This window comes from Prevotella merdae (assembly GCF_900290275.1).
Taxonomy (GTDB): Bacteria; Bacteroidota; Bacteroidia; order Bacteroidales; family Bacteroidaceae; genus Prevotella; species Prevotella merdae.
This window is the reverse complement of record NZ_LT985331.1, coordinates 1-21,226: the sequence shown is the minus strand read 5'-3', so window position 1 is coordinate 21,226 and position 21,226 is coordinate 1. Positions and strand designations below refer to the sequence as shown.

Here is a 21,226-nt window from a genome sequence, read left to right as displayed (position 1 = left end):
TGCAAGGTGATTTATCATTCGGAGAACCCACAAACTTTATAGAGCTATGTTTGAATACGAAGAATTGACCGACATTATCGGTTGCAGTTGCACACTGCTGATACCCTACAGAGGACGCACAGAAGGTTTCGTGGTTGCAGACTATGGTGAGGACATCGTAGTAAAATTGCGCAATGGCAAGGAAATTGTAGAAAGACGTGATGACGTTCTTGTCTATGACTGACGAAAAGGATGCTTGGTGAAGGTTATGCTCGCCAGGCATCTTTTTTCTTTCCGCCAGTAAAAGCCCTTTTGTATGAAACGGCAAACTCCCTTCATCGTTTGCCGATAAACTTTTATATGGCTATGCTTTGATGGTTGTATTCGCCAAATGGCAACCTGCCTCTTTGTATGAGATAAAATCTGCGACTACGCCTTTCTTGGAGCTTTTCGTACAATGAAGCCTTTTGTCTGAGGATGGATCTTGTTTGCAGCATTGCGATTGTAGTTGGTTGCTCATGCTTACCTTCCTCTACAAATAGGAGTAGCCTTCGAAGCAGGTTCTCCTTCTGCTTGTCTTTGTCAATATGCTCATGCGACCACCCTCCATGCGGAAAAGTGTATTGCCTGTTGGTTTACCATTGTTTATGACGTCACACGCCATGGAAACGTGTTTTGCATTGGTGACGGTTACTGCAAATGATTGAGCCATACGATGCTGTTACGGTATTCTTGCGTCCTTTTCTGAATTACCGATTTTTTGAAGCCACTATTTTTCCTATGCAAAGGTAGCGTGATGCTTCGACAGATGGAATCCGTCTTGTGCGGTCGCTTCGCTGTGACCAATAAAATAGCCGATAATCTTCCTTTTTCTCCTCACCGCCAACAGAAAACGAGTATTATAGTCGATTTTCATGGTGCTGTCCTCATGTGCCACATCCCTGCTTTTGAATTGCATGTAAAAATTAAGTTTCACTTCAAAAAGTAATTCAATATGAAAAAGATCGAGAACACTTTCGTAGTAACAGGATTCGTAGGCAACAACGCAGAAATCCGTCAGTTCACCAACGCTTCAGTAGCACGTTTCTCATTGGCAGTCAGCCGTCAGGAGAAGAATGGTGAGGAGACCAACAGAGTATCAGCTTTCATGAACATGGAGGCATGGCGCAAGAATGAGCATGTTGACTCTTTCGACAAGCTGCAGAAGGGAACCATGCTCACCGTCGAGGGCTACTTCAAGCCTGATGAGTGGGTTAATCAGCAAGGCACCAAGCACAACCGCATCGTCTTCATCGCAAACAAGTTCTATCCTACACCAGACAAGGAGGAAACTCCTGCGGCAGAGCCTGAAAAGCCTACCAAGAAAGGCAAGAAATAGGATTTCTTCATTCTCTCCAATAAACAAAGCGGCTTCGGTCGCTTTTGTTTTGCTCATACAACCATGTTTACTTTTATACCCACTATTAGCAAGTTTACTCTTATAACCGCCATTACGAGTTCCCTTTATATCTGCCAAATCATCTTTCTTTTTTACCGCTTCGTCCCACCCATCTGCGAAACCGCACCAACAGTTCGTCAAAGCGACATTCTTCATTTATCGGGAGTAACATCCCGAAAGATGAAGAATGACCATTTGCCGAAGGACAAGCACGAACAGAGTGGCATTGGCTAACGGCATCCGTGACGCAACCGTCACTTACATGCTGTCTACCAATGCCACCCTTTTCGTTGGGTAGCTTGTCTGGCTGTTGCGCTGTTTCACTCCCACCCATATCTTTTATATTCGCTTCTCGTCTTCCTTTTATAATCCATGTTTTTCCCTTTTATAGCCGTTACAAAGATTTCATGCCAAAAGGCTCCTTGACTGTGGCGACCAACTGTCGCTACTGCAATAAGCCACATGGCATAAAGGCTGGAGCGGAAACACACTCGGCATGGATGCCAAGAGAGTTTCCCAATGACTCCTGCCGCATCTTTGTTCCGTCCTCTTTTATAAATGACAGGTCGTCTTTCCATTTTTATTACTTTGTTCCACCCATCTGCGAAACCGCACCAACAGTTCGTCAAAGCGACATTCTTCATTTATCGGGAGTAACATCCCGAAAGATGAAGAATGACCATTTGCCGAAGGACAAGCACGAACAGAATGGCATTGGCTAACGGCATCCGTGACGCAACCGTCACTTACATGCTGTCTACCAATGCCACCCCTTTCGTGGGATAGCTTGTCTGGCTGTTGCGCAGTTTCACTCCCACCCATATCTTTTATATTCGCTTCTCGTCTTCCTTTTATAATCCATGATTTACCCTTTTATAGCCGTTACAAAGATTTCATGCCAAAAGGCTCCTTGACTGTGGCGACCAACTGTCGCTACTGCAATAAGCCACATGGCATGAAGGCTGGAGCGGAAACACACTCGGCATGAATGCCAAGAGAGTTTCCCAATTACTCCTGCTGCATCTTTGTTCCGTCCTTCAGTTATAATCGGCAAGCCATTCTCTCTTTATAGCACTTCGTCCCTCCCTTGCGGAATTGCACCGATGGCGCAGTTCCACACCCACCCTTTTCTTGTTGTAATCTTATGTAGTAGCACTTATAGCCATTTCATTTCGTCCATCGTCTTTGCCGCTTCGGATATTTTCCGCAAAGGTACCAGTTGCGTGGCAAATGCCAAATTGGGCATCATGGATGCTTTTCAAAAAATCTTCCTCTATGTGCCTTGCATATAGAGCGTATTTTTCGCTTCCGATTTGTCTTTTTGCCTTCCAACTCCTTTGCGTGGCGGAAAAATATCCCTTGGGCAAGCCGAAAGGCTTCCGAAAATAGGGAAAATAAATAATCGAGTTTAACGCAAATAATTTTTCCGACTATGGCAAGAATGATAGACGACAACATCAAGAGACAGCTGAGCAAGAGGATGGATTTTTTCTTGAAGTATTTCCCTGTGAGGGTTCGCAATGTGGGCGAGGACGCAGTGGCTGCACGCCAACTGATTTGGGCGTTCAAGGATGCAAGGGACAACGCTTTTGAGAAGGTGGCGCAAATGACCGCAGCACATCTTATCAAAGTTTGTGGTGAGAAGATAAAGGACATCGTGTTTGTATGTGTGCCAGCCAGCACCCAAGCCAAGAACGAGAGTCGATACATGGCTTTCTGTAATCGTGTGAGCGAGCTTTGCGGCATCATCAACGGCTATTCGCACATATCCGTTTCAGGCGACCGCTTGGCAGTACACGAGCACCGCCATGACAAGGAAAAGAGCATCACTAAGACACAAGTGATTGAGTTTGATGAAGCCTACTTCAAAGGCAAGGACATCTATGTTTTTGATGATGTGGTAACGACCGGCGCAAGCTATGCCATTTTTGCCAATCAGTTGGAAATATTTGGCGGAAACGTGTTGGGAGGTCTTTTCTTGGGACGCACACACTATAAATATGCAAAGTGATATGGAGAAGACAAAGTACATCAAAGCCAATTCTGTGGCATTTTCGGGACATCGCACGATAGCGGAAGACCGCAAGGACGAGATAAGGAAGAAACTGAGGGGCAAGATAAGGCTGCTCTATGCTATGGGCATCACCAATTTCTATTGTGGCATGGCACTCGGTTTCGATATGTTGGCAGCCGAGGAGGTGATTTCATTGAAAGTGGAACTTTCCAATTTAAAACTTATTGCCGTCATTCCCTATGACGGTCAGAACGAGAGGTGGAGCGCAAGGGAGCAAGACCGCTATTGGGATATTCTTGACAAGGCGGACGATGCTATCCTGTTGAGTAAGCACTATTTCAATGGATGCTTGCTCAGACGAAATGATTATATGCTTTCTCATTCGTGCGGACTGATTGCTTTCTTCGACGGCAAGCCCAAGGGCGGCACGTTCTACACTTGCCGAAAAGCCAAGTTGATGGGGATGGACATCATCAATCTGTACAAGACACAAGTATAACAAACGAAAACTATTGCGTATGGACGACATCGTATCTTTGTTCGTGGTGTTCTTCGTGTTCAAGGCTTTGGGCGGAACGCTCAAAAGCCTTTTTCACGGAGACAAGCGAAATGATTTCAGAAGAGACAGATAAGGAATTGCCTTATCTGCCAAGTATTATGGGAAAGCCATACTGCAAGCATCAGTTGCAGTATGGCTCACCATTTATCTATATTGCACAAAAATCTAATTCGTTCAATAAGGATTTGTATGTTTTGCGAAACTTACTAATGGCAATATTTTTGATATTGCCTGGCTTGTTGCTTGTTATCAATTCATTCAGTAAAGCCGTGTCAGCTATGGCTGATTTCATAGCATCTACGCTCTTCTTATATCCGCATACCAATTTTGCGCCTGTAATAGACTTGAAGTGCTCAACTTCAGAGGTGTTAGCGAGTGTTTTACAGCAACTAAAGTGAACTATTTTATCACGGAAGAAATCCCCGGCTATATCTGCCAATTCTTGTAAATCAACATTTCCATTCTCTCCCTCTAAACTTATAGAATGAAACCAACCATGACAAGCTATATAAACAATGTCTATTTTATTCCATTCACGTTTGTTCCTGTTGAAATACTCTATGTAGAGTTTCAAATCCTCTTTTGTCAAAATGTGCCTATAAATAGCATCGCATTTATGATATTCTTTCAACATTCTAAGAATGGGCTCGCTATTCAAATCAAAGCGTTCAGGCTTTTTGTGGGTATTGAATTTCCATTCTCCCTCAAAACAAAGTATATTCTTCATAAAATCACCTTTTATATTTCGCTTTCATTCTTTGGTTTTCTCTTGCCAAGCGGTCCGCTGAACTTGCCACGGTTCAGCTTCACCCCATACTTGTTGAGTATGCGGAACACCGAGCTGCGGCTCCTGAAGCCGCTGACCTTCCAGATGTCATCGATAGTGTAGTTGTTGTTATACATATTGACGATATTCCTCTCACGGTCGATGCCTTTCTTTGGAGTTGAACTCTTGGCAGGTTTAATACCCGACTTGATATATTCCACATGGGCAGTAGCCTTGCGCAAGGCAACGACCTCTTCTGACAACGAACCGAACATGAAAAGCACATCGGCTATTGATGTACTTGGGAATAGCTCACCCTTGGAGTCGATCTTGTCTTGTATGGAAATGACCCTTATCACCTTCACCCTGCAAAACTCCAAGAACATTGCCAACTCCCGAACGCCACGCAGTGCATTGCTGAACTTCGAGATAACCAGTTCGTCACCTCGTTCCAGACAATCCATGAGCTGCTTCCATTCCGGGCGTGTCTTCTCTTGGCTTGCACTATCTTCTATGATACGGCAGCAGCCATACTTCTCCATCCAGGCCCGGTCAAAGGTGAATGTGTCATACTGCTCCGAGTTAAATATGTAACCTACTTTTGCCATAGCTATTATACACTGATTTGTAATTTGCCGACAAAGATACTTATATTCCATCAAAGTATAATCATACTCTGATAATTATTATAGTTAATTAAAGATTGATGTACTGCACTTTCTTGGATATATTATCATTTCATATCATGCTATAAAGTATGAATGAGAATAAAACATAAAGTTTGATTTAGTTTGAATGAATACCCGATAAATAGTCGTAAATTCGCACCGCAAATTTCAAACAAAGTCCGAAATGGAAAGTATAAATATTATCATATCTGCGGCAAAAAGCCGATTGAGGGTGAAGTGCAAACAATCTTGCACTTCAAGTTTTCGCATATCATACTTTGGAGGAAGAAAACAAATGTCCATGTTGTCTGTCATCACACTTGCCATTCTTTTGCTGGCATCCTGTTCAAAAAATGCCAGTGAATCATCTTTCCATGATGCAAGGGAGGCATTGGATGCGCAAAAGGTGTTCCTTTCAAGGATGAAATCAGACAAGGATTTGTCTATGGAACACTTTGCCGACAAAATATCCAAATGGCGTACTTTAGAAGACTCGGTTTCTGCTTGTCTGATGCGAGACACCATCAAAAAGGCACATTCGTTTCCGATGGAAGAATTTTCCAATGTCCATGACTCCATCCGTGACGAGTTTATGCGCATAGCTACCGCCAAGCGAAGGACATTCAAGGATGTGCTCCTGTTGAAGATGAACGCCTCCCCTTATAAAGGTAAGAAGGAAACGGACAGCCTTTCCTTGGTGGCTTCAAAGTTTTTTGAGAGTATGGACACCATACCATTATATAAAGGTGACAAGACAAGGATCTTGACCACCTATCATTTCTTCTTGGAGAAGGTGAAGAAGGAAGGCATTGCCAACCAATCACAGTTCCTCGCGTTTCTGAAAACGGAGGATAGGCTGTTCAGAACATTCCTATCTCATCTATACGAGATGAGCGACGTGTCGGTTTCGCATATAACAAGCGGAACAGAAGATGTGTGCAAGATGATTGCTCAATCTTCAAGGAAAGGAAACTTACCAGCAAGGGATGCCGTGACCTATATGGCGGTTCGTACCAATCGAAGAATCATCGCCAATGCGCAGACTTGCGTTGCTGATATTAAGAGTGGAAAGGTTACTTCCGCTGAACAACGGACTGCCTATTTTTGGATGATACTGCAACCATTCCTGTCCATTGATGACTTCGGAATGGCGATGCTTTCAGAGAATCAGCGAAAGGATTTGGTGCAACTGTCAATAGATGCTTTAGGCACAATCGCTTGTCTTAGCCGTTCCTTGCAGATGGACAAGAATATGACAGACGGGTTACCAGATATGTTCATCAAGCTATACATTTCTTCATTATAAACACAATAGTTATGCTGCATAAATTTCTCAACGACTTCCTGGCACTTGCACCATTGCAGTTGCCAGAGCTTATCAACCAGGAGCGCATGGAACAGCCAGTCTATGAAGACGGCTATGTCCTGCTTGACTTCAAGTTGGAAAAGCCTTGTCTTCTCGAAGAGGTGATGAACCTGTTCGAAGACCAGATGGAACTGGTCATCCTTTACCACAAGGTGACTTCCGTACATACGGAGTTCGGACAGTTCTGCTGTGCCTTCTCCAACCCTAATTTCGGGCGGATGTACAAGATGAATGCCAGTACGGATGCCAATGGAAATGTCCACTCCGTCATGGTGACAATCTATGAGTCCTTGGAATTCATGTACGGTGACTTGTGCCACGACATGGAACTGCAAGCGAGGACAGGCTTCTTCAAGTACAAGCGTGACAAGGCGGACATGCTGATGTGTTTTATGTGACATTACGTTCCATTTATGAGCGACGTGCAGCTTCAGAACATCGTGGACATCATCCACAAATGCCACACATGGATAGACGTTGGCAGTTCGTTCCATTGGAAAGACACCGCCGTTTCACGGCATGGCATGGTGCAGACCGTCTGCTGTCGGTGTCTGACTCTTCGAGCCTGTCATTCCAACAATGATTATGTCCGTGGGCAGGAGTGGCATATTCCTCTGCTTGACATTGACCGAAGTGCCAAGATTCTTATGAGAAAGGATGCAGGTTTCAAGAAACGCCTTGCTTCAAATGCTTTGACAATGGCAGATGTCGAGCGACTTTTCATGGAAGCCACCTATGGAATTATTGAGTTGGAGCTATTCGAAGGTTATTGACCGTTTTACATTACAATTTGATCTATGGTATTCAAGATTATCTTTCTTTTCTTCCCTATGTTTCTTCTCTTGGCATCAACGATGTGCTACAGGAAGAACAATCGGATGATGCAGAGATTTTATCTCCGCATGGTGTTTTCGCATAATTTTCGGAAACTGTACACACTGCTGTTACTGATGGCAATATTGGTGTTCAGTTTCGTGGCATATCAAGTACAGCCCAACGAGATTGGTGCTCATGTAACGGCACTGTTGGCATTGTTGCTGTTCAAGTTCTCCTATGCAGACAATCTGCTGCATAGGTTGCATGACAACAGGAAATCATGTGCCATCGCTTTTACAGCCTCATTGGTGTTCATGTTCACTCCCCATTTGTACACATTGGGAGTGATGGTAGGTATGCTCTTGGTGGCATCCATCTACTATCCGTCCTCAAAGGTCATCTTCAAGGCACAATGTCCTGACAGTGGCAGACACTTGGCGCAATGTCCTGAGGACATCGTAAACTTCTACTTTTAGTCCATTCTTGGAATATGCCACTTGGTACTGGCACATTCTACAACACTCAGTCTAAAATGAGGATCATTATTTCACAACATCAATAAGACATTTTCAATGAAACATATACCAAAGGAAAATATAAAGGTAAGCCTCTCTGTCGGCTTTCTGGCATCTCTCCAGGACCGACATAACGAGCGGTATTCCAAGCATGAGGCATTCTGTTATCTGCTGGACAAGGCTTGTGAACACTACATGCCGAAAGCCGTAAGCAAGGAAGTGGCAGACGAATTGAAAGATTTTCAGTTTATCACAACCAAAACCCAACTTGCGGAGGACTGGCATTGGCATCGTGCCACCGTGCGTCAGTTCCTCGAAAAATTAACGGAACATGGGCTGATACACTGCAAGGAGTTTGAAACGAAATACACCATCATCACGATGATTGGTATGAAGGACGGTAACGTTCCGACAATGCGAAATAGCATATTGGAACCAATCATCCGTTTCACAATGGACAGTTGGTTCAATGGCACTTCCACTACGGAAGAGACTGCCGTTGTCTGTGGCCAGATTGTAAAGGGTGCAGTAGCATTATCGCAAGAAAGCAACTCTGCTTCTACATCATCAGACAACCAACTTTCATCTGATGATATTGCCACTTGCATGATTGGCAGACTTGTGGATTGTATGCCTCTTGTAGATGAGGAAGAACATAACAAACTTCAGTTGCGTAACGCAATCCTCAAGTTCTTCACTCGTGTTCTCAATCGAGACTGGCTTCAGTTGCTCCTTCTGATAAAGGAACTGCCCGACATTACCGGTTATGGAAAGGCCGCTTCAATCAAGTTAAAAACTGCTGAAGACATGAGCCTTTTCCAATCCCTGTGTTCCGCTTATAAGGTTTGCTGTCCAACCTCAACAGTTGAAACAGCTGCCAAGCCAGTTATAAATGCTAAAGCGGACAACCATAAATAGAGTTCATTCTGTTCTTTTATAGCTGCCTTACGGACATTCTCTTTGTAAGACCTCACGGTTCGGCACTGGCATAGCGCACTCGTCGTGGCTTGCCTTTTTTAGCACATCGGGCTTGCCCGCTGTCCACGAATTTAGGGAGTGTGGTAACTCATTACCCCTACGACCTGAAAGTCTTCGGGAGAGTGTCCGCCAAGGCAGCAAGCTGGGACACTGTTTTTACTGACACATATAAGCATATCAGAGATATGGAAAGAATAGCAAAGCAGGTTTTGAACGTCAGGGGACGTAAGGGATGCGCCGCCGCTCTCAGCCGCGAATACCAACGAAACTGGAGCGACAGGGCATGGCAGGTAGCCATTGCCAAGGGTAACTATGACCTCGGCAGACAGCATCTGAACTTCCAGATTTCCAAAGGAGGCAAGATAGCACCTATCGACAAGAGCAAGTCCATCCCACAGTTGATGGCTGAGAACTTGGCTGCTCGTGGCATCAAGGACAAAAATGAGGGATTGGCTGAGCCACGTTTCAGAACGGTGGCGGACTTCATTTTCAGCGGTTCGCAATGGAAGATGCGTGAGCTTGCCTTCGGTGACCAAGAGGTGGTCTTCAAGCCCGGCGACAACAAGGAGAATTATGCCGTCAAGCGTATGCCTGAGATTGAGCAATGGGCGACGGACATTTATAATTTTGTCGCAGGAAAGTATGGTGAGGAGAACATCGTTGCCTTCTATGTACACTTGGACGAGACTTCACCACACATTCATTGTGTCCTACTGCCAATAAAGGACGGCAAGTTTGCCTTCAAGGAAATCTTCGCAGGTGCCAACAATCGGGAATATAGTCAACGAACATCGAAACTTCATGACGAGTTGGCGATGGTCAATGAACCTTGGGGACTGGTGCGTGGAACGAGCCAAACGGAGACTCGGCAACGACACAGACCTACGGAGGAATACCGCAAACACCTGTCCGAGGAATGTTCTTCAAAGGAAGAGGAACTGGACAACCTTAACAAGGCTGTAAGCGATCTTCGGGCGGAAATAGCACTGGCAGAACGTCGTGTGAAAGGACTCTCTTCTATGGTGGAACATCTGGAAGAAGAGAAACATCAGAAGATGTTGGAGATTGACAAGTTGAAGGTGCAGATTGCCAACAAGGAAGGAGATAGTTCCATCTTGTCGCAGAAGTTGGAAAAATTGCAAAATGAGTTGGCTTCCGTTGATGAGAAACTGGCAGACAAGAAAGACAAGCTCGCTGTGGCTGACCAGCAGTTAGATGAGTTGAACAAGGACATGGAGTTTGTCAAGGAACGGACAGAGACGCTTCGGCAGGATGCCATGCAGTTCTCTCGTGAAGCTCAGACTGGTGCTGGCACACTTATCAAGACAGCTATGTTGGAAAGCATGGTCACTGACTACCGTTCCAAGATGGCATCGTTGCCACCTGAAATCAAAGTCGCATTTGACGGCTCGCCATTGGAAAGCATAGCCGAGCACACTGCCGAAGTTCTGCATTGTGCCACATTGTTGTATCTTGGCTACATCGACCAAGCTACGACTTTTGCCGAAGGGCAAGGTGGCGGAGGCGGTGGCAGCAATGACATGAAATGGGGACGCAACGATGACGAGGATGACAGGCGTTGGGCGCACCGTTGCCTTGCGATGGCAAACAGGATGATGCGACCGAAAGGCAGCAAGAGTAGAAAGCGTTAACTGAAAGAATAATTGACAAATTGAAGTTTATGATTAGAAAAGCAATATTTATGATGGCATTGTGCGTGTGCGGACAATTACACGCCAATGCAGAGACAATAGATGATGGCACGGATGATTTGGTACCGTCTGGCATAAATGAGGATATGCTCCGACAGATTGAGCCTACATACATCAAAGAAGTGGCAGTACCTTCTGCATGGTCTTCCAACTGGTTCGTTGGTGTATCGGGTGGCACTTCCGCTTTTGTAGGAAAACCGCATGGTAAAGGGAACTTGTTCGACAGGATGAAACCTTCCCTGGCAATAAAGGCAGGAAAATGGTTCACGCCAGAGATTGGTGGTCGATTGAGCTTCCAAGGTCTTCAGTTCAAGGATGCCAGCAAGAATGTCCGTGATTACAAGATGGTTCATGCAGATTTTCTTTGGAATGTGAACAGCAGTTTTGTCAAAGACCATGCCACCACACAAAGATGGGGATTAATTCCGTATGCTGGTTGCGGTATTATCCATAACGAGGATAACGGCAAGAGTCCGTTTGTCATCAACTATGGTGTGCTTGGACAATATCGTTTAACAAAGCGTTTGGCGGTCAACATGGAATTGGGTGGCGCAACCACATTCCGTGACTTTGATGGTGTGGGCGCATCCAATAAGTTTGGTGACAATTTGTTCACCTTGTCTGCCGGACTGACTTTCAATATCGGGAAGGTCGATTGGAAGAAGGTTGTAGATGCCACTCCTTATATCAACCAGAACAAATGGCTGACAGATTACACCAATGATTTGTTGGCTCGCAACCAAAAGTTAAGCAAAGCTCATGCGGAGGATGCCAATGTCATCGCTGAAATGAGAAAGATCTTGGAGATTGAAGGATTGCTGAAAGCCTATGCCGACCGCCTGACATTTTATGCGGATAGTACAGTGTATCGCATCTACCCGAAAAATGACTACAGCGGTTTGAACTCGCTCCGTGCAAGATTGGCTCACAAGGATTGGAATGGCATGGGAAAACCAAAAACAAACCGCTCTCTGGAGTATAGTTTCTCTGTTTCCGATTCTGTTTCTTGGAACAAATACGTTGCAGAAATGGCAGGTGGAACCAAGTGCATCGGTTCGCCAGTGTTCTTCTTTTTCAAGATTGGAACCACACAGTTGGTTGACGTTTCACAGATGGCAAACTTGGATGAGCTTGCTCGTGTAGCAAAGGCTTATCATCTCAAAATTTCCATTGTTGGTGCTGCCGACAGTGCCACTGGAAACGATGGCATCAACAATCCTCTCAGCAAGTCAAGAGCTGACTATATCACGCAACAGCTTGTGGTAAGAGGCATTGACAAGTCCATGATAATATCAAAAAGCGAGGGCGGTATTGATAAGTATTCACCAATTGCAGTCAACCGTCATACGGCTGTCAGACTATTTGCACAGTAAATGTGTTTTACTATCATTCATACGATAAGCGGTAATCTGCAAAACAATGATTATCAAAAGAAAGAGTCCGTTCGTGATGAATGGGCTCTTTCTGCTATTTTATAGTTGTTCTATCAAATCTGGCTTAAGCAAGAAATCCATTAAACCAACAATATAAAATCCATTGTTGTCATGATACGGTTTTATGTCATCGCGCATTATGATTATCTTCTTAAAGGAATCGTCGATTCTTTTTAATGAAGCGCATTCTTGCTCTCTTTTGTCATCATCAGGCATTGCAAATGCTGATTGAATATAATATCTACGGTCTGCCATATTTGCAACAAAATCGACTTCCAATTGTTTGCGTTCTTTTGCAGTCCTTGCCTCTACCATACCAACATCAACACAGAAACCTCGTAAGCGCAACTCGTTGTATATGACATTTTCCATGATATGATTCTCTTCCACCTGTCTGAAATTCAGCAAGGCATTGCGTAATCCGATGTCTTGGAAATAGTATTTGGAAAGTGTACCTATATATTTTCTGCCCTTTATGTCATATCGCATTGACTTCTCTATAAGAAAAGCATCTTCCATGTAGGAAAGATATTTGGATATGGTTTTTCTGTCAAGCGTTTCATTCTTTACACTTTTGAATGTATTTTCCAACTTGCTAGGATTACATGGAGAGCCTATACATGAAGCCATCACACGCATCAATTCCATAAACTCTTCGCTGTTTTTCAAGTTGTTTCTCTCTATTATATCTTTGAGATACACTGTCTCGTGTAAAGAGCGGAGGTAAGCAGCTTTCTTCTTCTCGCTATCCAACTCTAATATACCTGGTAGTCCACCATAGGTATAATAACTTTTCCACAATTCAAACTTGTCACCTCCTATAGAGTTATATAATTCAGCAAAAGACAATGGAAACAGATGGATTTCATCACCACGTCCCCGAAACTCTGTAACCACATCCTTGGATAGAAATTTGGAGTTACTTCCTGTGACATATACATCAGCATTGCGGATATGCAAAAGACTATTCAGCACATCCGTAAACTCATCTATCATTTGCACTTCGTCCAATATGATATAGTAGAGTTTATCATCTACAATTCGTTCATGAATATGTTGAAGAATAACATCAGGGTCACGCAAATTCTTGTTAAGGCGATCATCCAATGCTATTTCTATTATATGGTCTTCACTTATTCCTGTTTCAATCAAATGATTGTGAAACAAGTTGAAGAGAAGAAACGATTTGCCACTTCTTCTAATTCCAGTTACAATCTTTATGAGATTGTTTGACTTGCTCGATATAAGTTGTTGTAAATAATAATCTCTTTTTATAATCATAGTCATTCCCGAAAAGTGACATTAGTGTCAACTTTCGGGAATGCAAAGGTACGTTTTTTATCGGAAAAGAAAGAATTTTATTCCCGAAAAGTGTCATTAATGACAAAAATCGGGAATAGAAATTGTCTTTTATGTGGTTTTACATTCAAAACCTCATACAATTCAAGCCCCAAATACTGAGATGTCAGTGGTATTTTACATATTCATTCCCGAAAACTGACACAAATGACAAAAATCGGGAATATGTTCAATGTATTAGTCTTGTTCAATGAGAATGAACATGGTTGCAATAATGAACAAACATAATCTCCACTATCAAAAAGTGGTAATCTTACCTGTTTTAGTCACTACACATCTCCCATACACCTTCATCCTCCCTTGTTTTTCCTTAGCAAATTTAGTTCAGCCCACCAGACTGTCAAGTACCGCCTTGCTATTAGCAGGTTATTTCATCAGCAGCCTTCCACCAATCAAAGATTGGGGTATTCCAATGAAATAATCTCCCAATTCCTTGTCTTGTCTGCCTCCATGTCCGAACTCTTGATTGCACGTAAAATCAATTCCCTCGATGAAGTCGTAAAGGCTTCGAGAATAGGGAAGAAAAAGAAGTTTCACAATTTAATCCGAACAGATATGAACGATATGATTAACGAAAGAGACAAGGAGTTTGTCAATGAGTTTTCACGCTTCGTGAACGGCAAGATATGTTCCGCATCCAAGGTGGGTGCAGAGTTTGCCAATGACCACCGCTTTCTTGTAAACGAGAAGTTCAAGGTGATGATGGCTTTCATGGAGCAGTTGGCTGTAAACTATCAGAAGGGCTATTATGACCTTCGCAATGAATGGGCTTGCACCTTGGCACATGCAGCCATTGAAGCCTTGCGTGAGCAGCAACTCTACCATCCATCTTCACCAGAGTATTCACCCAATAAATAATGCAGTTATGACAAGCAGATTGATTACACCTCAGTTGGCGGAGCAGTTCAAGCTATATCCGCTTTATTCACAGGACGGCAAGAAGAAGGATGCCATTTGCCTATGCGTCTTCTTCATCGGCAAAGTCCGTTGGTATGTATTGGAAGGTCAGCCGGAAGGCAATGACTTCACGCTGTTCTCTATCGTTGTCGGTCTTGCCGATACAGAATATGGCTATGCTTCCATCAAGGAAATGGAAAGTATCAGCATGGATGTCGGACATAACCTTCCCAAGATACCGATATTGCAGGACAAGAGCTTCAAGCCTTGCCCAATCGGAAACATTCCCGACGAGAGATTGCAGTCGTTTCTGTCTGACATGTATGACAGGGAAGAAGTTTAAACCATTCATCAGCCGTAGGCTTCTTGCCTATGGCTGCTAAAAATCAAACTATATGATACAGCAAAAGATAACGGAGATAGCCGAAATATTAGGATGGAGCGTTGATTTCTCCGAGCCACAAAATGGCAAGACAGATGTAAACTTCGCCAAATATACTTCCTATGGTCAAGATTTCAATTTCAGCGTGGAACTTGAAGACGATGGTATGGAAGCCTTCATCGACAATATCCATGAGTATTATGAGAACTTTGATGTTGACGAGGAAGCGTACATTTGGATTGGCTCAGACGGTCACGGCAAAAATGGCGCACCTTACCACATTGCCGATATAGTCAAAGACATGGAGGAAGCCGAAGTCATGATGGCTGACCTTTATGAGGCATTCAGACAATATTATTCACAGTTGGAACTTCAAACCGTATGACAATAGAACAATATCTTTACCGCCTATGTCGAAACATACTCAATGAGCGTTTCAACTGGCGCAAATACCTTACCACCCAAAGCTATTTCGGCAGAGACCTTTGCGTCACTCCGCTCCATGTCTCCTATGGACAAATTGGCTATACCATCCATTTCCCTTACTCTCGTGACCCAATGCCTGAACTCGCATACGATTGGGAAATGAACGACCTCACCATCGATGAGGAAGATTGGCAGAAATGGCTATCACCCGAAGAAGATGATGAGAAGGAAGAATAAAACTCCCAAAACGAAAAATCCAAGATACTTACACATTATTATATATGTGCGCATCTTGGATTTTTGCATGTTTACCTCAGATTGACTCGTTACCGACGGAACGCAGACCGTGCGACTTTTTCCTCTTCTACCTCAGTCTGCTCATTATCATTTGATGATGCAGATTGCTTCATGTCCTTCGCATCCTTTTTCTCATCTGATACCGAAACTGCAACATCCTCACTCTGTTGCTCCTTCATTTCCAAAGACACTTCGTCTATTCTCTGCGTGAGAATGGACGTTGCCTTTTTCACATCCATCAAGGTGGTCTTGATGAAACTTGGCGACTCTTTCAGACTGCCGAGCCACGATTTCAGATAGGCGGCACTGTCCTCTTTCAAATTCTTGGTCATGCCATACTTCTGGCACACCAACGCACTGCCCAACTCTGCCACCAGTTCCTCACGTGCATATTCATCGGAACCAAAGCCCGACTGCGGTTTAAGGCGGTTCAACTGATCTTCCGCTCCTGTCGAGTGAACCATCTCATGAAACGCTGTACCATACCACGACTCACCATCCTTGAACTGTGACTTCTCTGGAATGGTTATCTGATTGCGGGAAATGGAGTAGAATGCATTGTCTTGGTGCTCGATGTTGATGGGGCAAATCCATCTCTGCTCTTTGAACATTTGGTCAACAGCAGGAAACGAATACATGTCACCTTCCTTCACCAATGCCTTTTCGGGCTTGTTCTCCGCTTCCAACTTGGCATACAATTCAGGTCTTGCCTCCTTCAGATTGGTCTGTGCCACATTGAACACCTGGTACACATTCAACTTCGGATAGACATTATACTCCTTCTGCTCCTCAGCACTCATTCGCTTGTAGTCGTCATAGGGTATCTTTTCTTTTGTCTCCTTGTGTACAATGGTGAAACTCGTCAGCATCACAGGAAAACTCTTCTCTCCCTTGTTGATGCAGACCTTGGGCAACGGCTCGCCATTAGCATCCGTCATCAGCTTCTTGTTACCTTGCTTGTCCGTCTGATAGTTCAAACCCACTGCACGGTTAAAGGTGCAAAACACTGGCAACTCGTAGCCTTTCTTCTCGCAGAGCATGGTGAGCAGCAAGGCATTCATACCGTTATACTCCCTGCCAGACAGGTTCTTCGGCCAGCTCAATGTACCTTCCGTAAACCAAGGCTTTTGCCATCCGTCCTTGCTTCCCAACGACTCGATTTTCTCTATCATCATGTTTGCGAAGGTGTCCAAGGCTCTGTCCTCAGCATTTTTTCCATCGCCATTATTCTGTGGACTCTTATTGTAATATGCCATACTTGCTAATTGTTAGGATGATACGGTTTCTTCTTCCACTGACTCAACTCCGCCACCTTGCAGCCCAGGTTGAGTCTGTCGTTATACACCGAGATTTCCAACTCGCCCTTTGCCTCGATGGTGGCTTTCGACTGCAGCCATTCTTCCTTTTCTTCCGAGAAGCGGACAAAGCGCACCCATGTAAAGGCAAATTCTTCTCCAATCTTCTCTGCACTGAAAGCCGAGAACATCAAGAAGTTTTTGCCGTTCTTGCCTTTCTTCATGTCGATGTCCTTGCCCACCTTGCCCTTGAACTCCATGTCGCCCACGATGCCATCCTTGCATTCCGATACAGGCGACAGGTTCACTTCCAATCCTTTCAAGTTGAAATACAGGGTGTCATCTTTCTTCTTGAAGGTCAGCACACCTTTCAACTCAATGCGGTTGCCCACGACAATGCCTTCCGCATCGTCACCATCCATGATGCAACTGACAATCACGGTCTTGTTGATACCACTCTTGGCTGGCACCACTACATCTATAGAATAAGTTGTAAAAGGCATTCCGTTCTTCCCATTGCGAACCACTGCAGCCTTGCTGACGGTTCCGCACACACTTACGTTACATTTAATCATAGCTCAAATACTTTTTTATTCGTTTTCAATCGACCAAGCTGTGGAACTTCCAAGTATCTTACTTTCTTTGCATTGTCTGACTTTGACCTTCTTGCTGTTCCAGGACTTGTTCATAGTTTTGCGATGCCTGTTGCGTCAGCACGATAGTATTCACCATTCCTGCTATACGCATCTTCTTGGCTTCGTTACTTAGGTTGGTATCACCCAACACTTGTGACAATCTGCAGAACTCCGCATTTGTCAGCTCTCTCGTCACTTTGGTAGTGCCATTGTCCGCTTGCAACACAGCCTTTCCATTGTCGCCAACGCTCAGCACACATTCATTCATAGTCGGCATCAACGGTTTCAAGTCCACCTGCCTTTTGCTTACAGCTTCTGAGATTTGCGCTTTTTGCTCTTCCTCACTTTTGTTGTCAATCTGCACAGCGAGTGCAAGCAGACTGCTATACATGGTTGTTACCAATCCCATGATAGAATCTGCACTCGACAGTCCTGTGCTTGCATCCTCAGATGACAACAGCTTCTTCATCCAATCATCAGGCGACAGACTGGTATCTACCCCCGAACCATTGTCTTTGTATTTTGCCAACAGGTCATTGCCGTTATACAATGCTTGCTGCTTCAGATTGCCTTTCTGCGCTATCTCCGCCAAGTATGATGCAGGATCCACGTCTCTTGTCTTGCCGTCTGCCGATATGTTTTTCACTCCGAAATGCAGATGCTCACCTGTGGTTCGTGTTCCAGTATTGCCAGATACGCCCAACTTCTGTCCTGCTTTTACCTCGTCACCCACCTTCACAGCAATACTGTCCAAGTGCATATAGGTGGTCTGTACCTTGCTTCCGTTCGACCTTGCGTATTCCACTGTCACAGACTTGCCACCGCCAGTATTGGCATTGTGGTTCACAGCTACCACCTTGCCGCCATTCTCTGTAGCCAGCACATCATCATGCTTGGCTCTGATGTCAATGCCCTTGTGCATCTGCTGTTTGCTTTTGTCCATAGGGTCTTGACGCATACCGAATGGAGAAGTGACAAACAAGAACTCGTCCCTTTTCACAGGGAATGAGTATTTGCCGTTAAGTGTTTGAGATGCAGTTTGCTTCTTTTCGTCATTATTGGATGGCGATACCGAAGACAATACCGTTGCTGAAGTCCTTGCATTCTGTTCTACGCCGAACTTCTTACCCTCAGCCCTCATCTCTCGCATCACTTGTTGGTCATACTTCTGTAATCCATTGATCTCGATAATCTTTTGCAAACTTGCAGCATATCCTCCATTGGTGGCATAACCGCCTCGCTCAATGCCTTTTGTCCATCCCTTGTAATCATCGGGAGAGAGTTTGAAGCATTGGCTGTAGCGGCTGCTGTTCTTCAATATCTTGGAATGGTGCTCGTATGAGTCACCCACCGTGGCATACTTGCAGAACTTCTCATTAGGCTTGTCATCGGTATAGACAAGATAATCGCCACCGTTCTTCAACCAACTTTTCGAAGCCTTCACGCCAAAGTGGTTGTTGCCCAACTGCGACAGTTCACTCTGTCCATTACGGCTTTCCAAGATGCCTTGCGCCAAGGTGACGGAAGCAGGGATGCCATATCGCTTCATCTGCTCCATCGCCTCGGCAGCATATCTTTCTGCATATTGCTGATTCTTGCTCATGTTTTTATCCTCATTATTATCGTTTCATACCGCCAGAACGCTGCTGTTCCTCAGTATTTTGCTCCTCTTGCTTCTGCTTGGGTGCCTCCAACTGGTCACAGATAGCTACTCGTTCTCCTGCTCGGATAAGTTTGGGCAGATAGGTGTCCAAGGCATGATGTGGAAAGCCAGCCATGTAGGGACCTGCTTGGGTGTTTCGTTTTGTCAATGTAATCCCCAATACTTCCGCTCCTCGCTTGGCATCCTGTTCATACATCTCATAAAAATCACCTACACGAAACAGCAGCAAAGCATCAGGATGCTTGGCTTTCAACTCCTTCCATTGCTTCATGATGGGAGAGTCCTTGGTCTCTTCCTCCTGCTTACCCTTTGTTTCTTCCTTCTTTTCCACAGTAGCGTTATTATCTCTTTGAACAGTCGCATCCTTCTCTTCCCTAATATCTGTCTTTTCCTCAGAAGATGCTTGCTTATTCTCCTCCTCGTGATACTCCCGATGTTCTTCCTCATTCTTATCGGTGGAGACTTGCGTTTCTTGCTTCACCTCGGTTTCCTCAACTTGCTTTTCAGATGCAGTCTGCTCCTGCGTCTGTCCTTTCTGCAGGATGTCAGCAAACAAGGTTGCTGCAAGATGTTTCTTATACTCGTTTTTGTCTTCGGCTATCCACATCCGTTGCCATTGGCTTGGCGATAACACACGAGGCTGCAACTTGTCTGCACCATCAATGGTGGCTGCACACAGAATGACATCGTTCTTTGCCTTGAACACGTTCACTTTCTGTATGCGGTTCATGTCCACCTCGTTGTGCTGACCGCTGCCAAACAAGTCCACCTTCAGGTCAGGCTTTGTCTCTGCCATCGCATAGTATTTCTGTGCCAGTTCCACTCTCAAACTGTCCATCGTGTCCTGCGCCTGTTTCAGCGTGGTGAAGAAGCGGTTTAAGTCCGCCTTGTCGGGATAGATGGAAAAAGCCTTTTGTCCTTCTGGCTTGATATACATCGCCCAACGCTTGTTGTCATCCTGCACCATCTGTATGCGGTCGAAGCCCATCTGCTTGCTCTGGCTCACAGCATCACTCACGTCTATCTTGGATATGTCTTCCAATTGCCAGTTCTTCAATCTTGCAACGGTGATGTCCTTTCCTGCAAAATAGCCGTCATCAGGATGGTAGCCTAATGCACCATTTGGGTTATAGAACTTGACAGACAGAAAACCTTCCTTCTGTAAGGCATGTTCGATGCGCTGCTTGCTCATGCCCGACACCTCGTTGTTCACTTCCAATGATGCTCCTGCCGGCAACACCACATCGGCATTCTTGTTTCCCATATCCCTTACTATCACCACAAACTTTTGTTCGCTGTCGGGATGCTTGGCTATCTCATCTGCCACAAAGTAGTGTTTGGGCATCTGCGCTTGCATCTCGGTGGTCTGCTGCTCGTTCTTCAAGGATGAATATTCAATTTTCTCGCCACGCTCTGCCTTGCGGATAACATCCAAGGCATTGTTCACATCACTCTCTATGGCATCTATCAGACATGGATTTTCCTTCAATTCGCGGTTCCAGTAGTCCACCAGTCCCATGTTCTCCTTGGAAATCTTGGCTGGCTTACCCATTTCCATCATCTTGATACCCGAAGCCAGTTCCACCACCAATTTCTCTTGCTTCACTGCATCCTCCGATGGCGCAATGCCGTTCTTCATCACCATGCCTTCCCTTGCCAGTCGCTGTTGATGTCCTGTAGCACTCACCACTTGGCGCAGCATCTCCTGCACATAATCGCTATATTGCTCAAAGTTTTCTTGTTTTGGCATATACACAGCATCTTTTTCTGTGTCATAATGTGCCACTCCGCTTCCGTCTTTGCGCACCGCCATAAGGTTGTCCTTCATCTTCTGGATGAAGTCATTCACTTGGCTACGCAATACCTTGTCTTCATTCGCACCGACATTCGCCTTCACCACTTCTTCATATTTCTCCTTGTCTTTTAGTGGCAGCATGGTCTGGTCGATATTGAACAGCACTCGTATTTCCCGATTATGTATGCCCTTGTACTGTGTCTGATCGGTAGCCGACAATTCCTGGTAGTCCT

The 21,226-nt window shown here is 44.8% G+C and carries 23 protein-coding genes and 1 pseudogene; 16 read left to right on the top strand and 8 right to left on the bottom strand.

The features are described 5' to 3' along the window. Nucleotides 1-46 precede the first annotated feature (46 nt). Nucleotides 47-223, top strand: coding sequence for a hypothetical protein (locus tag C9991_RS16300; protein WP_010537206.1), 177 nt, complete (start codon nucleotides 47-49; stop codon nucleotides 221-223). A gap of 750 nt (nucleotides 224-973) precedes the next feature. Beyond that, a complete protein-coding gene (locus C9991_RS16290; RefSeq protein ID WP_106813519.1) occupies nucleotides 974-1,357 on the top strand; it encodes a single-stranded DNA-binding protein in 384 nt (127 codons plus the stop codon). 139 nt (nucleotides 1,358-1,496) lie between these two features. On the opposite strand, the gene C9991_RS16780 is transcribed toward C9991_RS16290, so the two are convergent. Beyond that, nucleotides 1,497-1,751 carry a hypothetical protein gene (locus C9991_RS16780; protein WP_157949519.1) on the bottom strand — a complete coding sequence of 85 codons (255 nt, stop codon included), beginning with the start codon at nucleotides 1,749-1,751 and terminating at the stop codon, nucleotides 1,497-1,499. 94 nt (nucleotides 1,752-1,845) lie between these two features. Here C9991_RS16780 and C9991_RS16775 point away from each other — a divergent pair, with 94 nt between their 5' ends. The 3 genes from C9991_RS16775 to C9991_RS16270 all read left to right on the top strand — a co-directional run bounded on the left by C9991_RS16775 (nucleotide 1,846) and on the right by C9991_RS16270 (nucleotide 3,930). Then, entirely contained in the window at nucleotides 1,846-2,139 is a 294-nt protein-coding gene (locus tag C9991_RS16775; protein ID WP_157949518.1) for a hypothetical protein, read from the top strand. A 710-nt stretch (nucleotides 2,140-2,849) separates the two neighbouring features. Continuing rightward, entirely contained in the window at nucleotides 2,850-3,428 is a 579-nt protein-coding gene (locus tag C9991_RS16275; RefSeq protein WP_106813516.1) for a ribonucleotide-diphosphate reductase subunit alpha, read from the top strand. A gap of 1 nt (nucleotide 3,429) precedes the next feature. Further along, nucleotides 3,430-3,930, top strand: a complete 501-nt coding sequence (locus C9991_RS16270; protein WP_198643843.1) for an SLOG family protein — start codon at nucleotides 3,430-3,432, stop codon at nucleotides 3,928-3,930. 208 nt (nucleotides 3,931-4,138) lie between these two features. Here C9991_RS16270 and C9991_RS16265 read toward each other — a convergent pair whose 3' ends face one another. Together C9991_RS16265 and C9991_RS16260 are read right to left on the bottom strand one after the other, a co-directional pair. After that, nucleotides 4,139-4,717: a DUF6642 family protein gene (locus C9991_RS16265; RefSeq protein WP_106813514.1), complete on the bottom strand. Its 579-nt coding sequence runs from the start codon at nucleotides 4,715-4,717 to the stop codon at nucleotides 4,139-4,141. An 11-nt stretch (nucleotides 4,718-4,728) separates the two neighbouring features. Continuing rightward, on the bottom strand, nucleotides 4,729-5,364 hold the full coding sequence (locus tag C9991_RS16260) for a recombinase family protein (protein ID WP_106813513.1): 636 nt from the start codon (nucleotides 5,362-5,364) through the stop codon (nucleotides 4,729-4,731). 481 nt (nucleotides 5,365-5,845) lie between these two features. Here C9991_RS16260 and C9991_RS16255 point away from each other — a divergent pair, with 481 nt between their 5' ends. The 7 genes from C9991_RS16255 (at nucleotide 5,846) to C9991_RS16225 (ending at nucleotide 12,184) form a co-directional block, all read left to right on the top strand. Beyond that, complete coding sequence (locus C9991_RS16255; RefSeq protein ID WP_157949517.1) at nucleotides 5,846-6,730, top strand: hypothetical protein; 885 nt, start codon at nucleotides 5,846-5,848, stop codon at nucleotides 6,728-6,730. Between the two features lie 11 nt (nucleotides 6,731-6,741). After that, nucleotides 6,742-7,188, top strand: a complete 447-nt coding sequence (locus tag C9991_RS16250; protein ID WP_106813511.1) for a hypothetical protein — start codon at nucleotides 6,742-6,744, stop codon at nucleotides 7,186-7,188. Between the two features lie 15 nt (nucleotides 7,189-7,203). Continuing rightward, nucleotides 7,204-7,563 (top strand): hypothetical protein, encoded by a 360-nt coding sequence (locus C9991_RS16245; RefSeq protein WP_106813510.1) that lies wholly within the window; start codon nucleotides 7,204-7,206, stop codon nucleotides 7,561-7,563. 24 nt (nucleotides 7,564-7,587) lie between these two features. Continuing rightward, nucleotides 7,588-8,082 (top strand): hypothetical protein, encoded by a 495-nt coding sequence (locus C9991_RS16240; protein ID WP_157949516.1) that lies wholly within the window; start codon nucleotides 7,588-7,590, stop codon nucleotides 8,080-8,082. A 96-nt stretch (nucleotides 8,083-8,178) separates the two neighbouring features. Then, on the top strand, nucleotides 8,179-9,039 hold the full coding sequence (locus C9991_RS16235) for a hypothetical protein (protein ID WP_106813508.1): 861 nt from the start codon (nucleotides 8,179-8,181) through the stop codon (nucleotides 9,037-9,039). A gap of 245 nt (nucleotides 9,040-9,284) precedes the next feature. Beyond that, nucleotides 9,285-10,751: a MobV family relaxase gene (mobV, locus tag C9991_RS16230; protein ID WP_106813507.1), complete on the top strand. Its 1,467-nt coding sequence runs from the start codon at nucleotides 9,285-9,287 to the stop codon at nucleotides 10,749-10,751. A 29-nt stretch (nucleotides 10,752-10,780) separates the two neighbouring features. Then, the gene (locus tag C9991_RS16225) at nucleotides 10,781-12,184 is read left to right on the top strand and encodes an OmpA family protein (protein ID WP_106813506.1); all 1,404 of its coding nucleotides are present in this window, start codon (nucleotides 10,781-10,783) and stop codon (nucleotides 12,182-12,184) included. Between the two features lie 99 nt (nucleotides 12,185-12,283). On the opposite strand, the gene C9991_RS16220 is transcribed toward C9991_RS16225, so the two are convergent. Then, complete coding sequence (locus tag C9991_RS16220) at nucleotides 12,284-13,531, bottom strand: ATP-binding protein (protein WP_198643842.1); 1,248 nt, start codon at nucleotides 13,529-13,531, stop codon at nucleotides 12,284-12,286. 627 nt (nucleotides 13,532-14,158) lie between these two features. Between C9991_RS16220 and C9991_RS16215 the strand changes: the two genes are divergently transcribed. The 4 genes from C9991_RS16215 to C9991_RS16200 are packed head-to-tail and all read left to right on the top strand — an operon-like array spanning nucleotide 14,159 to nucleotide 15,545. Continuing rightward, nucleotides 14,159-14,461, top strand: coding sequence for a sulfide:quinone reductase (locus C9991_RS16215; protein WP_106813505.1), 303 nt, complete (start codon nucleotides 14,159-14,161; stop codon nucleotides 14,459-14,461). 7 nt (nucleotides 14,462-14,468) lie between these two features. Further along, nucleotides 14,469-14,843 (top strand): DUF2958 domain-containing protein, encoded by a 375-nt coding sequence (locus C9991_RS16210; protein ID WP_106813504.1) that lies wholly within the window; start codon nucleotides 14,469-14,471, stop codon nucleotides 14,841-14,843. A 52-nt stretch (nucleotides 14,844-14,895) separates the two neighbouring features. Beyond that, a complete protein-coding gene (locus C9991_RS16205) occupies nucleotides 14,896-15,267 on the top strand; it encodes a hypothetical protein (protein ID WP_106813503.1) in 372 nt (123 codons plus the stop codon). Beyond that, a complete protein-coding gene (locus tag C9991_RS16200) occupies nucleotides 15,264-15,545 on the top strand; it encodes a hypothetical protein (protein WP_106813502.1) in 282 nt (93 codons plus the stop codon). Before C9991_RS16205 ends, C9991_RS16200 begins: the two co-directional genes overlap by 4 nt. Nucleotides 15,546-15,661: 116 nt before the next feature. Here the strand turns inward: C9991_RS16200 and C9991_RS16195 are convergent. From C9991_RS16195 to C9991_RS16180, 4 genes and pseudogenes are all read right to left on the bottom strand, one after another. Then, nucleotides 15,662-16,861 (bottom strand): annotated as a pseudogene (locus tag C9991_RS16195) (ArdC family protein); the annotation flags it as partial. Between the two features lie 5 nt (nucleotides 16,862-16,866). After that, complete coding sequence (locus C9991_RS16190; protein WP_106813500.1) at nucleotides 16,867-17,475, bottom strand: hypothetical protein; 609 nt, start codon at nucleotides 17,473-17,475, stop codon at nucleotides 16,867-16,869. Nucleotides 17,476-17,533: 58 nt separating this feature from the next. Continuing rightward, nucleotides 17,534-19,138: a glucosaminidase domain-containing protein gene (locus C9991_RS16185; protein ID WP_106813499.1), complete on the bottom strand. Its 1,605-nt coding sequence runs from the start codon at nucleotides 19,136-19,138 to the stop codon at nucleotides 17,534-17,536. A 16-nt stretch (nucleotides 19,139-19,154) separates the two neighbouring features. Then, a partial coding sequence (locus tag C9991_RS16180; protein WP_106813498.1) for a MutS N-terminal domain-containing protein occupies nucleotides 19,155-21,226 on the bottom strand: 2,072 nt, incomplete at its 5' end.

Excerpts from the sequence above, each read along its gene's own strand:
- C9991_RS16300 (WP_010537206.1), top strand. The coding sequence starts at position 47 with ATGTTTGAATACGAAGAATTGACCGACATTATCGGTTGCAGTTGCACA.
- C9991_RS16290 (WP_106813519.1), top strand. The coding sequence starts at position 974 with ATGAAAAAGATCGAGAACACTTTCGTAGTAACAGGATTCGTAGGCAAC.
- C9991_RS16245 (WP_106813510.1), top strand. The coding sequence starts at position 7,204 with ATGAGCGACGTGCAGCTTCAGAACATCGTGGACATCATCCACAAATGC.
- C9991_RS16250 (WP_106813511.1), top strand. The coding sequence starts at position 6,742 with ATGCTGCATAAATTTCTCAACGACTTCCTGGCACTTGCACCATTGCAG.
- C9991_RS16205 (WP_106813503.1), top strand. The coding sequence starts at position 14,896 with ATGATACAGCAAAAGATAACGGAGATAGCCGAAATATTAGGATGGAGC.
- C9991_RS16215 (WP_106813505.1), top strand. The coding sequence starts at position 14,159 with ATGAACGATATGATTAACGAAAGAGACAAGGAGTTTGTCAATGAGTTT.
- C9991_RS16255 (WP_157949517.1), top strand. The coding sequence starts at position 5,846 with ATGAAATCAGACAAGGATTTGTCTATGGAACACTTTGCCGACAAAATA.
- C9991_RS16240 (WP_157949516.1), top strand. The coding sequence starts at position 7,588 with ATGGTATTCAAGATTATCTTTCTTTTCTTCCCTATGTTTCTTCTCTTG.
- C9991_RS16200 (WP_106813502.1), top strand. The coding sequence starts at position 15,264 with ATGACAATAGAACAATATCTTTACCGCCTATGTCGAAACATACTCAAT.
- C9991_RS16260 (WP_106813513.1), bottom strand. The coding sequence starts at position 5,364 with ATGGCAAAAGTAGGTTACATATTTAACTCGGAGCAGTATGACACATTC.
- C9991_RS16780 (WP_157949519.1), bottom strand. The coding sequence starts at position 1,751 with ATGGGTGGGAGTGAAACAGCGCAACAGCCAGACAAGCTACCCAACGAA.
- C9991_RS16220 (WP_198643842.1), bottom strand. The coding sequence starts at position 13,531 with ATGACTATGATTATAAAAAGAGATTATTATTTACAACAACTTATATCG.
- C9991_RS16210 (WP_106813504.1), top strand. The coding sequence starts at position 14,469 with ATGACAAGCAGATTGATTACACCTCAGTTGGCGGAGCAGTTCAAGCTA.
- C9991_RS16190 (WP_106813500.1), bottom strand. The coding sequence starts at position 17,475 with ATGATTAAATGTAACGTAAGTGTGTGCGGAACCGTCAGCAAGGCTGCA.
- C9991_RS16225 (WP_106813506.1), top strand. The coding sequence starts at position 10,781 with ATGATTAGAAAAGCAATATTTATGATGGCATTGTGCGTGTGCGGACAA.
- C9991_RS16235 (WP_106813508.1), top strand. The coding sequence starts at position 8,179 with ATGAAACATATACCAAAGGAAAATATAAAGGTAAGCCTCTCTGTCGGC.
- C9991_RS16275 (WP_106813516.1), top strand. The coding sequence starts at position 2,850 with ATGGCAAGAATGATAGACGACAACATCAAGAGACAGCTGAGCAAGAGG.
- C9991_RS16265 (WP_106813514.1), bottom strand. The coding sequence starts at position 4,717 with ATGAAGAATATACTTTGTTTTGAGGGAGAATGGAAATTCAATACCCAC.
- C9991_RS16270 (WP_198643843.1), top strand. The coding sequence starts at position 3,430 with ATGGAGAAGACAAAGTACATCAAAGCCAATTCTGTGGCATTTTCGGGA.
- C9991_RS16185 (WP_106813499.1), bottom strand. The coding sequence starts at position 19,138 with ATGAGCAAGAATCAGCAATATGCAGAAAGATATGCTGCCGAGGCGATG.
- mobV (WP_106813507.1), top strand. The coding sequence starts at position 9,285 with ATGGAAAGAATAGCAAAGCAGGTTTTGAACGTCAGGGGACGTAAGGGA.